We start from the raw sequence: 14,550 nt of genomic DNA on the forward strand, positions 1-14,550 counted from the left end.
GCCTCAGTAACCGCGCCGGACCAGGCCCGCCACCCAGCGAAGCCGCCGCCACCCGCCGCCGAGCGGGGCCGGCACCCGCCGCCGAGCGAGCGGGCAGTCGCCACCGGACGCGGCCGGCGGCGCCGGCCGTCGGGCGGGCGGCGTCCGCCGCCGTGGGCACGCGGGCCGTAGGCTGGCGGGATGCCCGGCTCGCCGTACACCGACCTGGACCGCCCGCCGCTGTCGGCGGCCCGGCTGCGCCGCGCGTTGACCGCCCCGCACGGCCCGTGGGCCCGGCTGGAGCTGCGCGCCGAGACCGGATCGACCAACGCGGACGTGGCGGAGGCGGCCCGGTCCGGCGAGCCGGAGGGCCTCGTGGTGGTCGCCGAGCGGCAGACCGCCGGCCGGGGGCGACGCGACCGGGTCTGGCAGTCGCCGGCCCGCGCCGGCATCGCGGCCAGCGTGCTGCTGCGGCCCGGCGAGGCCGTCGCGGAGCGCGGCTGGCCGGCGGTCCCCGCCTCCGGGTACGGCTGGCTGCCGCTGCTCGCCGGCGTCGCGCTCGTCGAGGCGGTGGCCCGGCTCGCCGAGCTGGACGCCGCCCTCAAGTGGCCCAACGACCTGCTGATCGGCGACGCCAAGTGCGCCGGCATCCTGGCCGAGGCGGTGCCCGGCCCGACGCCGGAGCAGCCCTCGGCGATCGTCCTCGGCATCGGCCTCAACGTCACCCTGCGCGCCGACGAGCTGCCGGCGAACCCGACCGGCCTGCCGGCCACCTCGCTCCAGCTCGCCGGTGCCGCCGCCACCGACCGGGACCCGCTGCTGCGCGCCCTGCTGCGCTCCGTCGCCGACTGGTACGACCGATGGCGCTGCGCCGGTGGCGACGCGGTGGCCAGCGGCCTGCGTGAGGCGTACGTGGCGGCCTGCGCGACGGTCGGCCGGTCGGTGCGGGTGCTGCTGCCCGGCGGGCAGGAGGTGACCGGCACCGCGACCGGCGTGGACGCCGACGGCCGGCTGCTGGTCGACACGCCGGCCGGCCCACGCACCCTGGCGGCGGGCGACGTCCTGCACCTGCGGTGAAAGGAAGGGCCCCTTGTTAACGCCTACGGTAGAGAAGGGTTCCCTTCTCACACCCGGGCCGGCGGGGGCCGCAGGCCCGCCCCACCGCAGGCGGTCGCCGCACGGCACGCGCGGGAACCACCGCACCGGTTGATCCGCGCGGGGGCGTCGACCCGCTACGGTCAGCTCGTCCGTTTCTGGCGAGGAGGTTCGGCGTGGCGTTTCCCGAAGACGTGCTCACCGAGGACGAGCACGTCGTGTTGCACCTGCACCCGCACTGGAAGGCCGTGGTGCGTCCGGTCCTGGTGCTGGTGCTCGCCGTCGCGGCGGTGGTGGCGGGCTGGATCCTGCTCCCGGACGGCGACGCCGCGACCGTCGCGCTGTACGTCCTCGCGGGGCTGGCGGCGGTGCTGGTGCTCTGGCTCGGGCTCTGGCCGTTCCTGGTCTGGCGCAGCACCCACTACCTGTTCACCAACGAACGGGTGCTGCTCCAGCAGGGCGTCCTCTCCCGGGACCGGCGGGACATCCCGCTCACCCGGATCAACGACCACGCGATGAGCCAGCGTTTCGTCGAGCGGCTGCTCGGCTGCGGCACCCTGACCATCGAGTCGGCCGGCGAGCGGGGGCAGTCGGTGCTCACCGACGTCCCGCACGTCGACAAGGTCCAGACCAAGCTGTACGAGCTGGTCGAGGCGCACCACGACAAGCACTCCCTCGGCGACGGCGAGATGCGCGAGATCCTCGCGGACATGCGCGAGGGCAAGCCGCTGCGCGACCCGTCGGCCTGACCCCGCCGCCGCACGGGAGACAGGACGGCCAGGCCGGCCCGGTCGCGGGACGGCCGGGCGCCGTCACGGGCAGGGCGCGTGTCGAGCAGGCCGTGACGGGCAGGGCGCGTGACAGCAGGCCGTGACGGGCGCGGGACGGTCAGCCGGGGACGGTCAGCCGGGCCGGAGGGTGAACCAGCCGCGGAAGCGGGTGCGCAGCACCTCCTGGGCCGGCTGGCCGTCGGGGCCGAGGCGGAACATGGTGCCGCTGAGGCTGACGGTGCCGAGCCCGGGGCGGGCGGTGGAGGGGCGGGCGCCCATCACGTCCAGGCGGGCCGCCAGGCGGTCGCCGGCGCGGACCGGGGCCAGCCAGCGCAGCTCCTCCAGGCCGGGGGAGGCGTCCGCTGCGGCCCGGGCGAGCACGTGGTCGACGTACGCGCGCATGAAGAGGCTGACCGTGTAGAAGCCGCTGGCGATCAGCCCGCCGTGGTGGCTCGCGGCGGCGCGCTCGGCGTCGACGTGGTACCACTGCGGGTCGAACCGGCGGGCGAAGGCGACCATCTCGGCGCCGTCGACGCGCACCTCGCCGAGGTCGAAGGTGCGCCCGGGCGTCAGGTCCTCGAAGAAGAGCTCGGCCGGCGCGCCGGTGCCCGACCGGGCCGGCCCGGTCACCTCCGGCGGGCCCGCCGGCCCGTTCGCGCCTGCCGGGCCGTTCGTGCCCGCCGGGCCGTTGGCGCTGGCTGGTCCGTTCGCGCCTGCCGGTCCGCCTGCGCCTGCCGGTCCGCCTGGGCCCGCCGGTCCGCCTGGGCCCGCCGGTCCGCCTGCGCCCGTCGGGCCGTTCGCGCCCGCGGGGCTGCCTGGGCCCGCCGGTCCGCCGGCTGCGCTCGGCGCGGGAACCGTGGCCGCTGCGACAGCCACGGCCTGCGGGGCAGTCATGGCCGGCGGGGCAGCCACGGCCGGCGGGGCAGCCACGGCCGGCGGGGCAGCCGTGACAGGTGCGGGAGCCACGCTCGCTGCGGGAGCCGGGCCCGGTGCGGGAGCCGCGTTCCGTGCGGGCGCTGTGGCCGGTGCGGGTACCGCTGTCGGCTCCGGGGCTGCGGTCGGCTCGGGAGCAGCGGTCGGCTCGGGAGCGGCGGTCGCGGTCGTCATCTCGGTCACCTCGGTCACCTCACTCACCGCCGGCGTCGGCGGGTGCCGGCGTGCAGCTCCTCGGCGAGTTCGGCCGCCAGGTCGCCGTCGAGCGCGTTGCCGAGCGCCGCGTCGGCCGGCGCGGGCCGGCCCTGGGCGGGTGTCGGGACCCCGTACGCGGTGACGGGCTCGTCGGGGTGGACCGCCGGCCGTCGCCCGGCGGGGCCCGGCTTCGGCTCGGACTCCTCCAGCTCGGTGACGGACTCGGCCAGCTCGGCCACCGGGTCCAGCTCGGCCATCGTGTCCCACTCGTCGCGCGGGATGGTGTGCCAGGTGTCGGCCGCCGGTTCGGCGGGTGCGGGCTGGAAGACGAACGTCCGGTAGGACCAGAAGCGGAACAGGGTGGCCAGCAGCACGCCGCCGGTCTTCGCCACGTTGAGGGCCAGCAGGCTGGTCATGCCGAGGCCGTACTTGGCCGCCGCGAGGACACCGAGCTCGATGAGCAGGCCGGTCGCGTTGAACAGGAAGAAAAGGGCGTATTCGCGCCGCAGCGCCGATTTCGGGCGGTCCCGGTACGTCCAGTGCCTGTTCATCAGATACGACGTGATCGTCGCCACGATGGTGGCGACGACGGTCGCCTTGAGTTGGCCGTCGCGGAACACCGTTAGTGCCAGTGCGTTGAACACGGCGTAATTGATGGCGGTGTTGATGCCGCCGACGACGCCGAATTTGAGCGCCTCGTGGATGAACTTCTGCCAGCGCTCAGGCAGCAGACGGACAAGACGCATGCGCAACACCTTAGGCGAGTGGGCGGGCCGGGCCGGTCCGGCCGGACGAGATGGGCGGCGGGTCACGCCGGAGGATCCCGGTCGGTCGCCGCCTCCGTGGCCGTCCGGGTTCCCGCTTCCGCGACCATCGGGGTTCCCGCTTCGGCGAAGACGAACCGTCGGTACGACCAGAACCGGAACAGCGTGCCGAGCCCGGTGCCCACGACGAAGCTGGCGATGTTGTCGGCGAGGGCGGTCTGGAAGACCCCGGGCCAGATGGCGCCCAGGCCGTACCGGCTGATGGCGAGGCAGGCCACCGCGATGCCCATGCCCACCCCGTTGAAGAAGAAGAACAGCGCGTACTCGCGCGCGGGGTTGGAGCGCTGGCGGTGCCGCCACGTCCAGAACCGGTTGCCGAGGAAGGCCACGCTCGCGGCGATCACCGTGGAGATCGTCTTCGCGGTGACCTGCTCGATGCCCCTGGCGTTGGCGAGGTAGTTGAACAGCGCGATGTCGACGACGAACGCGACGCTGCCCACGGTGGCGAACTTGCTCAGCTCGCGGATCAGGTGACCGAAGCGGTCGATGAGGGCACGGACGATGCCGGGTCGGGTCGGCGGGGACCCTGATTGGTCACCGGTCATCGTCGCGGCCACCCGCTGAGCGTACCGGTTGCCCGCTGCGCGGGCGGGTAGCTGCGACCGGGCGGCGGCGGTGGCGTGCCCGGGCGGGCCGGGAGCGAACGGAGCGTAACTGCTCGGGCCGTTATTCGCGGATCGTTTCGGGAATGCGCATCCGCGCACAGTTTCGCGCATTCCGTCGCCGGTTCGCCGATGTCACCGGAACTCTCATCAGCACCACCCGTCGCGCTCGGCCCGCCGGTTCCCGCAGGGCCCGGAGCTCGGCGAAGGTCGCGGAGGAATTTGCGTGAAACTGCGCGTGAAAGCGGGTATCAGATCGCGATGCCGCAGCGTGACCGCACCTTGTGCAGTTCTTCACAACCAGTCCCACTGACTCGCGACGTCGCCCGGTTTACGCTGAGGCCAATCCCAGGTTTCCACGAAGGCGACGCCTCGCGCCGTCACCGCTCGTGCATGCCACAGACCGGTCAGCGTCGACCACAAGGAGATGTGTCATGGTTGCTCCGGCCACCGTTCGGGGGATCGATCAGGCCCCGACGTCCCACCCCAAACTGCTCACCTGGGTTCGTGAGGTAGCGGAACTGACCACTCCCGACCGGGTCGTCTGGGTGGACGGGTCCGACGAGGAGTGGCGTCGCCTCACCGACGAACTCGTCGCCAACGGCACCCTGATCCGGCTCAACCCGGAGAAGAAGCCGAACTCGTTCTACGCCCGCACCGACCCCTCCGACGTCGCCCGTGTCGAGGAGCGCACGTTCATCTGCTCCGTCGACGAGGCGGACGCCGGCCCCACCAACAACTGGATGGCGCCGGCCGAGATGAAGCGGACGATGACGCAGCTCTACCGCGGCTGCATGCGCGGCCGCACCATGTACGTCATCCCGTTCTGCATGGGCCCGGTCGAGGCCGAGAACCCCATGTTCGGCGTCGAGATCACCGACAGCCCGTACGTGGTGGCCTCGATGCGCATCATGACCCGGATGGGCGCAAAGGTCCTGGCGGCGATGGGCGACGACGCGGAGTTCGTGCACGCCCTGCACTCGATCGGCGCCCCGCTCGCGCCCGGCCAGCAGGACGTGGCGTGGCCGTGCAACGAGACGAAGTACATCTCGCACTTCCCGGAGACCCGGGAGATCTGGTCCTACGGCTCCGGCTACGGCGGAAACTCGCTGCTCGGCAAGAAGTGCTACTCGCTGCGCATCGCCAGCGTGATGGGCCGGGACGAGGGCTGGCTCGCCGAGCACATGCTGATCCTCAAGATCACCTCGCCGGAGGGGAAGGTCTACCACGTCGCCGGGGCGTTCCCGTCGGCCTGCGGCAAGACCAACCTGGCCATGCTGGAGCCGACCGTCCCCGGCTGGAAGGTCGAGACCATCGGCGACGACATCGCCTGGATGCGGTTCGGCCCGGACGGCCGGCTCTACGCGGTCAACCCGGAGTACGGCCTGTTCGGCGTCGCCCCGGGCACCGACTGGAAGACCAACGCGAACGCGATGCGCACGCTCGACCGGGGCAACTCCATCTTCACCAACGTCGCCCTCACCGACGACGGCGACATCTGGTGGGAGGGCATGGGCGAGCCGCCGGCGCACCTGGTCGACTGGAAGGGCAACGACTGGACGCCGCAGAGCGAGGGCCTCTCCTCGCACGCGAACAGCCGGTTCTGCACCCCGATCACGCAGTGCCCGATCCTCGCCGACGACTACTACGACCCCAACGGGGTGCCGATCGACGCGATCCTGTTCGGCGGCCGGCGGCGGGACACCGTTCCGCTGGTCACCGAGGCCCGGGACTGGGTGCACGGCGTCTACCTGGGCGCGACCCTGTCCTCGGAGACCACCGCCGCCGCGTCCGGCGCGGTCGGCGTGGTGCGCCGCGACCCGATGGCGATGCTGCCGTTCATCGGCTACCACGCCGGCGACTACTTCCGGCACTGGATCGAGATGGGCAAGGGCACCGACGGCGACGAGGCCAAGCTGCCCAAGATCTACTACGTCAACTGGTTCCGCAAGGACGCCGAGGGCAACTTCCTCTGGCCGGGCTTCGGCGAGAACTCCCGGGTGCTCAAGTGGATCATCGAGCGGATCGAGGGCCGCGCCGACGCCGTCGAGACCCCGATCGGCATGGTCCCGGCGCAGGACGCGCTGGACGTCGACGGCCTCGACATGACCCCGGAGGACGTCCGGATCGCCCTGAAGGTCGACCCGGACGAGTGGCGCGAGGAGCTGCCGCTGGTCACCGAGTGGTTCGAGAAGTTCGGCGACAAGCTGCCCGGCGTCCTGTGGGCCGAGCTCGACGCGCTGCGCGCCCGGCTCGACCAGGAACAGCCCCGCCGACAGGTGTGACGCTTGCCCGCACCGGGCACCATCGGATGCCATGAGGACGGCCGCCGTGACCACCGAGGTCCGGCGGCCGTCCGCCGTCCGGGCCCTGACCACCCTGCTGGCCGTCACGGCGGCGGCCACCGTCGTGGTCGAGCTGCTCAACTGGTGGTACGCCCCGGAGCAGGGCTTCGGGCTGGCCGTGCGCACCGGCTGGGCGATGCTGCGCTCGCTGGGCTTCCTCCTGCTGATCGGGCACGTGCGCCGGGGCCGCGCCCTGGCCCGGCCGTTCGGGCTGATCCTCGCCGTCACCACCGTCTTCGCGGTCGGCCGCCTGGTCGTGCCGAGGCAGGGCGTGCCACCGCTGCCGGGGCTGCTCGGCTTCGCCCTGCTCACCGGGCTCTGCGTGGCCGTCGTCTGGCTGCTCTACCGCTCCGACGCCGTCGCCGGTCACCTGGTCCGGCACCGCAGGGGCCTCGTCGTCGAGGGCGGGACGATCGCCTGGCGGGAGGTCGCCCCGAAACGGCCCCCGGTCACCGGCTGGCTGCTGACCAGCCGGGCCGCCGCGTTCACGTACAGCCCGCTGATGCTCGTCCCGGCCCTGGTGGCCGTCGGCGTCGTGTTCGACGGCCGGCCGGCCGTCGTCCCCGCCGTGCTGTTCTGGTTCGCCGCCGGGATCGCCGTCAGCTACGCCGTGCTGCTCTGCACCGCCTTCCTGCTGCGCGGCCGGCGCTGGGCCCGCCGCCTGCTGGTCGCGATCACCCTCGGCGTGCTCGCCGTGGACCTGCCGCTGTGCTGGTGGCTGCTCGGCGTCGACGGCCTGGTCCGCGACGGCGCCCCGTTGCTCGCCGCCGCCGTCCTGGCGTTGTACGGGTTGTGGCGCGCCGGCCGGGCGGAGGCCACGCCGACGCCGGGCTGAGCCGCGCGGGACAGGGGGAGACGCCGTGGGAGACGAGTACGACGTGGCGGTGGTCGGGGCGGGACCGGCGGGGGTGGCCGCCGCGCTGGCCGCCCGCCGGGCCGGCGCCCGGGTGCTGCTGCTGGACCGGGCCGACTTCCCCCGGGACAAGGCGTGCGGGGACGGCGTCGCCGCGCACGCGCTGGACGTCCTCGCCCGGCTGGGCGTCGCCGGGGCCGTCGACGGGTACGCCCCGCTGCCCCGGATCCGGCTGGTCGGCCCCGGCGGCGACGCGGTGGCGCGGGCGCTGCCCCGGCCCGCGTACACGGTGCCCCGGGAGGTGTTCGACGCCCGGCTGGTGGCGGCGGCGGTCGCGGCCGGCGCGGAGCTGCGTCGGCACGCCGTGCGGCGGGTCGAGCAGCGCGGCGGGCGGGTGGTGCTCGACGGCGAGCTCGCCGCGCGGGCCGTGGTCGGGGCGGACGGCGCGGCGTCGGTCGTGCGGCGGGCGCTCGGCCACCCGGTGAACCCGGACCGTCACCTGGCCCTGGCGATCCGGGGGTACGCGCCGGCCCGTCCCGGCCCGCCCGAGCAGCTCATCGTCACCTCCGGCCCGCGCTGGCCGGCGTACGCCTGGTCGTTCCCGATCGGCGACGGGCGGGCGAACGTCGGGTACGGGGAGGTGCTGCGCGGCGAGCCGCTGACCCGGGCGCACCTGGTGGACCGGCTGGCCGCGCTGCTGCCGGGCACCGATCCGGCGACGGTGACCGGGCTGCGCGCCCACCACCTGCCGCTGTCCACGCACCGCCCGCCGCCCGGCCGGGGGCGGCTGCTGCTCGCCGGGGACGCGCTGTCGCTGATCAATCCGTTCACCGGGGAGGGCATCTTCTACGCGCTGCTCTCCGGCGCGCTGGCCGGCGCGGCGGCGGCCGGCGACCCCGCCCACGCCGCCGCCGGCTACACCGCCGCGCTGCGCCGCCGTCTCGGCGTACACCTGCGGCACAGCTCGGCCGCGGCCTGGCTGGCCCGCCGCCGGTGGGTCGTCGACGCGGCGGTGCGGGCGGCCCGGCGCGACGAGCGGGTCTTCGGCACCGTCGTCGAGTTGGGCCTCGGCGACGGCCGGCTGGACGCGCGGACCCTCGCGATGATCGGTGCCGGTCTCTCGGCGCGGCATCGGCCACCGGAGGGCTGAAGCGCGCGCGGGGTCGCTACTCTGCAAGGTGATGACTCTGCGGAATCTCCTCTACTCCGTGTACGAGCGGCGGCTGACGGCCACGCTCGCGGGCAAGCCGGTGCCCCGGCACGTGGGCGTCATGTGCGACGGAAACCGCCGCTGGGCTCGGGAGATGGGCTTCGTCGACCCGAACGACGGGCACCGCATGGGCGCGGAGCGGATCAAGGAGCTGCTGCGCTGGTGCGACGCCGCCGGCGTGGGCCACGTGACGCTGTGGCTGCTGTCGACGGACAACCTGTCCCGCCCGGCGGAGGAGCTGGACCCGCTGTTGCAGATCATCGAGGACCTGTCGACCGAGTTGGCCGAGGAGGGCAACCCCTGGCGGCTGCGCATGGTCGGCGCGCTCGACGTGCTCCCGGCGCACCACGCGACGGCGCTCAAGGCCGCCGAGGAACGCACCCGGCAGCGCACCGGCGGCGCGCAGGTCAACATCGCCGTCGGATACGGCGGCCGGCGCGAGATCGCCGACGCCGTCCGCTCGTTGCTGCACGAGCACGCGGCGGCCGGTGGCACCATCGAGGAGCTGGCCGAGACCCTCGACGTCGACCACATCTCCGAGCACCTCTACACCCGGGGCCTGCCCGACCCGGATCTGATCATCCGGACCAGCGGCGAGCAGCGCCTGTCGGGCTTCATGCTCTGGCAGTCGGCCCACTCGGAGTTCTACTTCTGCGAGCTGAACTGGCCCGACTTCCGCCGGGTCGACTTCCTGCGCGCCCTGCGCTCGTACGCCACCCGGCAGCGCCGCTTCGGCGTCTGAGCCGCCCCCGGTGGTGCCCGCCCCGACCGGGCGGGCCCGGCTCACCTGAGCCGGGGGAGGGCCTCGGTGAGGAAGTCGCCGAGTGCGGCGGGGGAGTCGATGGTCAGGTCGGCGGCCTCGGCGACCTCGTGGCCGGTCTCCGGGTTGGCCACCGCCACGCAGACCCCGAGGAACTCCGGGTCCGCCGCCGACCGGGCGCGCAGCGCCGCGAACGCCTTGATGTCGGAGACGTCGTCGCCGAAATACCATGCCCCGCCGGCGTCCCGGACCACCTCGCCGATCACCATGCCCTTGTCGCGGTCGACCGGGGGCTTGATCTCCAGCACCATCCGCCCGGCCTGCACGCGCAGCCCGAGCCGCTCGGCCTGGGCCTGCCCCCACTCCTGGACGACCTCGCGGAGCTGGGGCGCGGTGCGCCAGTGCAGCGCCACGGAGAGCCGCTTGAACTCCACCAGCGCGCCCGGCGGGAGCTCCGCGCGGGCGAGGTCGGCCAGCTCCTGCATGGTCGGCACCCAGGGCAGCGCCGCGGGCTCGGTGACGGTCTCGCCGCCGGAGTGGCTGTGCTCCAGGCCGTAGAGGCCGTAGAGGTCGACGCCGGCCAGCCCGCCGAGGTGGTCGCGGAGGAACTCCACCGGGCGGGCGGAGACGATGGCGACCCGGCGCACCAGCGGCGCGAGGGCCTCGATCGCGGCCAGCACCTTCGGCGCGGGCTGCACGGCGGTCGGGTCGTCGTCGACGGGCGCGAGTGTGCCGTCGAAGTCGAAGAAGAGGACGGTGTCGGACGCCCGGCCGGCGGTCGCCTGCCAGGCCTGGTCGGCATCCAGCGGGGTCTTCGGCTGTTGGTTGCCCAGATTCAACGGCGGCACGCGCGACAGCGTACCCCGGCGCGGGCCACTCATTCGTGGTCGAGACGGGGCGCTACGGCCAGGAACAGGTCAGCGTTCGGCGGCCCCCCGGCCCCGGCGTCCGAACGGCAGGACGTCGGCGTCCTGGCCGTGGCTGAGCAGGTAACCCTCCACGAATCCGGCGTTGCGGTCGCCGGTGCGCGTCTCGATCTCGGTGAGCCGGGCCACCAGGAACTCGGTGAGCGCGCTGACCCGGTCGTCGAGTCGTTCGTGCAGCTCGGCGACGACGGCCAGGACGACCGCAGTGCCGGCGGTGGTGAGGGCGAGGAGGTTGGCGACCACGGGAAGCTCCCCGCCGCCGACGACGCCGATCACCACGTTGCCGGTCAGGGCCGAGGTCAGCGCGACCGCCGCGACCACGACTGCGAACCACTTCAGGGTCATGGACAGACCCCTCCTTCTGTCCCGCAGGGCTGGGTTCGGCCTTGTCCCGCCCCCCGCCGATGACGAGCCCAGGCAGTACGGATAGGACGCTAGCGTGCCCGTTCCGGCCCCGGAGCGAAACGATTGGGTACGGGCCGCCGTTCTTTCGCCATCTGAGGAACTAGCCCGCCCGATTACCCCTTTTTCGGACATCTGTCGGGAGACTTGGGCGATACGCGAGGTATCTGATGGTTTCTCGGATGTGGAACTTCTCCGCGTCCGAGACGTTCGGGTCGACGAGCCGGCGCAGCAGCGCCTCGACGTCCGGGTCCATCGGGGGCGGTGCGGTGGCCGCCCGCTGGGCGGCGGCGCGCTCCCAGCCCAGCGCCGCGAAGGCGGTCGTCGGGTTGAGCCCGAGCCCCTCGCAGAAGGCGACCACCCGCTCGGCCTCGGGGTCGCTGGCCCAGTCGCCGCGTACCCAGCGGTTGATGGTCTGCCGGGAGACCCCGGTGCGGCGGGAGACCTCGGTGCCGCTCCAGGCGCGCATGGCCCGGGCGTCGTCGAGGGCCCGGCGGACGAAGGCGGCGAAGGCGATCTTCCGGGCGTGAGCGCTCTCGGTCACCCCGTGACGGTACGGCCAGCCGGATCCACTGGGGACGCCGGGCGCGCTGTTGTCACGTGAATGAGACACGCGTAACCGGTCGCCAGTGGCCGTTCGTGAGGGCGATTCCACGGCGTATCACCTGCGTAGGATAGGAGTGCGTCAGTGTCGGGGTAATGGGACGAAAAGCTGATACTGTCACGCCCATGGGACAGTTTACCGTGTGTCACGTGCACGAGACGACTGGTGCTCACCTGCGTCCCTTCCCCGTCCTCAGGGGGGCGCGGTGACCGAACTCGCCACCCGTGAGCAGGCGTTCGGCCTGGTCGCGGAGGGAGTGGCCGCGGGACTGAGCGCCCCCTGGCGGCTCTACCTCGCCCGCGGCTGCCGCTACCTGTCGCTCAACGTGGGCGACCGGGCGGAGTGGGACGCCTGGCGGACCCACCTCAACTGCCCGGAACTCAGCGTCCGGGTCTACGACGCCGGTGGCGAGATCCGGCGCTGCTCCGTCGCCGAGCTGGTGCTGGACGGCTGCCGGATCAGCGTCGAGCTGGTCGAGGAGGTCAGCACGGACGACCTGGAGCGGCTCCTGGTCGCCGACCCCGCCGACGCCGGAGCCGATCCCACCGATGTCGGCGTCGACCGCACCGACGCCGACCCCTCCGGCACCGGGCCGGAGGAGCGGTGAGCCCCTTCGTCGCGGTCGTCCTCGTCCTCGTCCTCGGCTCGGCCAGCTACGCCGCCGGGCGGCTGCACGGCCAGCTCAGCTACCGCATCGGCTACCGGTTCGGCTACCGGCAGGGCTACTTCGACGGCGACCGGGGCGCCTGGAACCGCCGCCGCGAGGCCCAGGCCGCCATCGCCTCGGCCCTCGCCGGCCCTCCGCCGGCCGTCCGCTCCGGGCCGAGCGCGCGGCAGGGCACCACGTACACCGGCTCCGCCTTCGCCGCCTCCGCCGCGCCCGTCCCCGGCCCGCCGGCGAGCCCGGCGGGCGTCGTCGCGGCCACGGCGGGCGTCGGCGTCCGGGCGGCGTCCGGGGCCCCGGCGGCGGTCCGCGGGCGGCAACCGGCCGTCCTGGTCCGCTGGCAGAACTGAGCCCGCCGACGACCCGGTGCGCCGTCCCGGCGGACGCGCACCGGCGGGGGCCACCTCGGACCGGTGACGGTGGTGCCACCGGCCGGGATGCGCGCAGGGGGCATGCATCCCGGCCGGTCCGCCGTGCCCGTCCACCGGTCCGACTCCCGAGATCCACGGGTCAACCTCTAGCCGGGACGCCGTGGCGGGGCTAGCGTCTAGTCATGGCGCGGGATCTCCCCCGGGCCAGCCGGCCAGCCCGGATCTGCGACCTCGCGCACGGGGCCCGCATCCGACCCCGTGTCCCCGGGCACCGGACGAGGCGGAACGCGGGTGGCCGGGTGCCCATCCGCCGGAGCAGGCCTGTGACGACTCGCCGTACCCCCGCCGGTGCCGACCAGACCCCGGCCGCGACTGCCACGACCCGCCGTGCCACCCGGAGCCGCCGCGCGGCGACCCCGGTCGAGCCCGAGGAGCCCCGACCAGCCGGCCAGGCGTTCGTCCTGGACACGTCGGTCCTGCTCTCGGACCCGGCGGCCTTCCACCGGTTCGCCGAGCACGAGGTGGTCCTGCCCCTCGTGGTGATCTCCGAGCTGGAGGGCAAGCGGCACCACCCCGAGCTCGGCTGGTTCGCCCGGCAGTCCCTGCGCATGCTGGACGAGCTGCGCGTGCGCCACGGCCGGCTGGACCGGCCGGTGCCCGCCAACGACGCCGGCGGCACCCTGCGGGTGGAGCTCAACCACACCGACGACGGCGTGCTGCCCCCCGGCTTCCGCAACGAGTCCAACGACGCCCGGATCCTCTCGGTGGCGCTCAACCTGGCCGCCGAGGGGCGCGACGTGACCCTGGTGAGCAAGGACATGCCGCTGCGGGTCAAGGCGGCCTCGGTCGGGCTGCGCGCCGACGAGTACCGGCACGGCCAGGCCAGCGACCCGACCTGGACGGGGATGTCCGAGCTGGCGCTGGGCGACGAGGAGATCTCCGCGCTCTACGCCGGCGAGACCCTCGACCTGGACGGCGCGGCGGGGCTGCCCTGCCACACCGGTCTGGTGCTGCACTCCGGGCGCGGCTCCGCCCTCGGCCGGGTGCTGCCCGACAAGACGGTCCGGCTGGTCCGGGGCGACCGGGAGGCGTTCGGCGTGCACGGCCGCTCGGCCGAGCAGCGGGTCGCCCTCGACCTGCTGCTGGACGAGTCGATCGGGATCGTCTCGCTGGGCGGGCGGGCCGGCACCGGCAAGTCGGCGCTGGCGCTGTGCGCGGGCCTGGAGGCGGTGATGGAGCGTCGCCGGCACAAGAAGGTGATCGTCTTCCGCCCCCTGTACGCCGTCGGCGGCCAGGAGCTCGGCTACCTCCCCGGCTCCGAGACGGAGAAGATGTCGCCCTGGGCGCAGGCCGTCTTCGACACCCTCGGCGCGGTGGTGCACGAGAACGTGCTGGAGGAGGTCATGGCCCGGGGGATCCTGGAGGTCCTGCCGCTCACCCACATCCGGGGCCGCAGCCTGCACGACGCCTTCGTCATCGTGGACGAGGCCCAGTCGTTGGAGCGGGGCGTGCTGCTCACCGTGCTCTCCCGGATCGGCCAGGGGTCGCGGGTGGTGCTCACCCACGACGTCGCCCAGCGGGACAACCTGCGGGTGGGCCGGCACGACGGCGTGACCGCGGTGATCGAGACCCTGAAGGGGCACCCCCTGTTCGCGCACGTCACGCTCAACCGCTCGGAGCGGTCGCCGATCGCGGCGATGGTGACGGATCTGTTGGAGGAGATCCCGTTCTGACCGAGATCATGCCTGTCTAGTCACCCTTTAGCGTGATTCTGCCTGTGGCCCAGATCACAATTGGGGCTGGTGGTTTCCCATCAGCCTCACTGTGCGCAATGGTGTCCATCGAGCGTCCACGCACCGCCAAGATCATCCGTTCCCGTCGGGCACCCGACGGCGGGGAGCGGCCCGGGCGAGTGCGTCGGCTGCGACCGGCAGGGTCGGGGCGCTCACGGCGCGGGCCGGGTCCCTCCTCGGGCCAGGGTCGCGCCGTGTCCTTGCCCCCGACGAAGGGACCACTT

15 protein-coding genes are annotated in these 14,550 nt (G+C 73.9%); 9 read left to right on the plus strand and 6 right to left on the minus strand.

All coding sequences use genetic code 11. The annotated features are described in order from the left end of the window. Positions 1-180: 180 nt before the first annotated feature. Together O7633_RS24905 and O7633_RS24910 are read left to right on the plus strand one after the other, a co-directional pair. Positions 181-1,056 (plus strand): biotin--[acetyl-CoA-carboxylase] ligase, encoded by an 876-nt coding sequence (locus tag O7633_RS24905; protein ID WP_282324110.1) that lies wholly within the window; start codon positions 181-183, stop codon positions 1,054-1,056. Between the two features lie 194 nt (positions 1,057-1,250). Then, positions 1,251-1,823 (plus strand): PH domain-containing protein, encoded by a 573-nt coding sequence (locus O7633_RS24910; RefSeq protein WP_178063371.1) that lies wholly within the window; start codon positions 1,251-1,253, stop codon positions 1,821-1,823. A 153-nt stretch (positions 1,824-1,976) separates the two neighbouring features. Here O7633_RS24910 and O7633_RS24915 read toward each other — a convergent pair whose 3' ends face one another. The 3 genes from O7633_RS24915 to O7633_RS24925 form a co-directional block, all read right to left on the minus strand. Then, on the minus strand, positions 1,977-2,474 hold the full coding sequence (locus O7633_RS24915; protein ID WP_063838593.1) for a MaoC/PaaZ C-terminal domain-containing protein: 498 nt from the start codon (positions 2,472-2,474) through the stop codon (positions 1,977-1,979). 500 nt (positions 2,475-2,974) lie between these two features. Further along, entirely contained in the window at positions 2,975-3,718 is a 744-nt protein-coding gene (locus tag O7633_RS24920) for a GtrA family protein (protein ID WP_282324111.1), read from the minus strand. Positions 3,719-3,780: 62 nt separating this feature from the next. After that, positions 3,781-4,341 (minus strand): GtrA family protein, encoded by a 561-nt coding sequence (locus tag O7633_RS24925; RefSeq protein ID WP_074476704.1) that lies wholly within the window; start codon positions 4,339-4,341, stop codon positions 3,781-3,783. 491 nt (positions 4,342-4,832) lie between these two features. On the opposite strand from O7633_RS24925, the gene O7633_RS24930 reads away from it, so the two are divergent. From O7633_RS24930 to O7633_RS24945, 4 genes are read left to right on the plus strand one after another with little or no spacing between them, the layout of a single operon-like run. Continuing rightward, on the plus strand, positions 4,833-6,683 hold the full coding sequence (locus O7633_RS24930) for a phosphoenolpyruvate carboxykinase (GTP) (RefSeq protein ID WP_282324112.1): 1,851 nt from the start codon (positions 4,833-4,835) through the stop codon (positions 6,681-6,683). Between the two features lie 31 nt (positions 6,684-6,714). Then, the gene (locus O7633_RS24935; RefSeq protein WP_282324113.1) at positions 6,715-7,578 is read left to right on the plus strand and encodes a hypothetical protein; all 864 of its coding nucleotides are present in this window, start codon (positions 6,715-6,717) and stop codon (positions 7,576-7,578) included. A 25-nt stretch (positions 7,579-7,603) separates the two neighbouring features. Further along, the gene (locus tag O7633_RS24940; RefSeq protein WP_282324114.1) at positions 7,604-8,746 is read left to right on the plus strand and encodes a geranylgeranyl reductase family protein; all 1,143 of its coding nucleotides are present in this window, start codon (positions 7,604-7,606) and stop codon (positions 8,744-8,746) included. Positions 8,747-8,777: 31 nt separating this feature from the next. Next, a complete protein-coding gene (locus O7633_RS24945) occupies positions 8,778-9,548 on the plus strand; it encodes an isoprenyl transferase (RefSeq protein ID WP_074476700.1) in 771 nt (256 codons plus the stop codon). Between the two features lie 41 nt (positions 9,549-9,589). Here O7633_RS24945 and otsB read toward each other — a convergent pair whose 3' ends face one another. From otsB to O7633_RS24960, 3 genes are all read right to left on the minus strand, one after another. After that, positions 9,590-10,414 carry a trehalose-phosphatase gene (otsB, locus tag O7633_RS24950; RefSeq protein ID WP_282324115.1) on the minus strand — a complete coding sequence of 275 codons (825 nt, stop codon included), beginning with the start codon at positions 10,412-10,414 and terminating at the stop codon, positions 9,590-9,592. Between the two features lie 69 nt (positions 10,415-10,483). Next, positions 10,484-10,837: a hypothetical protein gene (locus O7633_RS24955; RefSeq protein WP_278132031.1), complete on the minus strand. Its 354-nt coding sequence runs from the start codon at positions 10,835-10,837 to the stop codon at positions 10,484-10,486. Positions 10,838-10,997: 160 nt separating this feature from the next. Then, the gene (locus tag O7633_RS24960; RefSeq protein WP_282324116.1) at positions 10,998-11,438 is read right to left on the minus strand and encodes a helix-turn-helix transcriptional regulator; all 441 of its coding nucleotides are present in this window, start codon (positions 11,436-11,438) and stop codon (positions 10,998-11,000) included. Between the two features lie 265 nt (positions 11,439-11,703). Here O7633_RS24960 and O7633_RS24965 point away from each other — a divergent pair, with 265 nt between their 5' ends. The 3 genes from O7633_RS24965 (at position 11,704) to O7633_RS24975 (ending at position 14,266) form a co-directional block, all read left to right on the plus strand. Next, positions 11,704-12,105, plus strand: coding sequence for a hypothetical protein (locus O7633_RS24965; RefSeq protein ID WP_282324117.1), 402 nt, complete (start codon positions 11,704-11,706; stop codon positions 12,103-12,105). Then, complete coding sequence (locus O7633_RS24970) at positions 12,102-12,512, plus strand: hypothetical protein (RefSeq protein ID WP_282324118.1); 411 nt, start codon at positions 12,102-12,104, stop codon at positions 12,510-12,512. Before O7633_RS24965 ends, O7633_RS24970 begins: the two co-directional genes overlap by 4 nt. Positions 12,513-12,856: 344 nt before the next feature. After that, the gene (locus O7633_RS24975; protein WP_278132035.1) at positions 12,857-14,266 is read left to right on the plus strand and encodes a PhoH family protein; all 1,410 of its coding nucleotides are present in this window, start codon (positions 12,857-12,859) and stop codon (positions 14,264-14,266) included. Positions 14,267-14,550 lie beyond the last annotated feature (284 nt).

Source organism: Micromonospora sp. WMMD712 (assembly GCF_029581295.1).
Classification (GTDB): domain Bacteria; phylum Actinomycetota; class Actinomycetes; order Mycobacteriales; family Micromonosporaceae; genus Micromonospora; species Micromonospora carbonacea.

What these genes read in the sequence shown, in the direction of transcription:
- O7633_RS24905 (WP_282324110.1), top strand. Translation starts at nt 181, where the DNA reads ATGCCCGGCTCGCCGTACACCGACCTGGACCGCCCGCCGCTGTCGGCG.
- O7633_RS24920 (WP_282324111.1), bottom strand. Translation starts at nt 3,718, where the DNA reads ATGCGTCTTGTCCGTCTGCTGCCTGAGCGCTGGCAGAAGTTCATCCAC.
- O7633_RS24925 (WP_074476704.1), bottom strand. Translation starts at nt 4,341, where the DNA reads ATGACCGGTGACCAATCAGGGTCCCCGCCGACCCGACCCGGCATCGTC.
- O7633_RS24930 (WP_282324112.1), top strand. Translation starts at nt 4,833, where the DNA reads ATGGTTGCTCCGGCCACCGTTCGGGGGATCGATCAGGCCCCGACGTCC.
- O7633_RS24935 (WP_282324113.1), top strand. Translation starts at nt 6,715, where the DNA reads ATGAGGACGGCCGCCGTGACCACCGAGGTCCGGCGGCCGTCCGCCGTC.
- O7633_RS24945 (WP_074476700.1), top strand. Translation starts at nt 8,778, where the DNA reads ATGACTCTGCGGAATCTCCTCTACTCCGTGTACGAGCGGCGGCTGACG.
- O7633_RS24955 (WP_278132031.1), bottom strand. Translation starts at nt 10,837, where the DNA reads ATGACCCTGAAGTGGTTCGCAGTCGTGGTCGCGGCGGTCGCGCTGACC.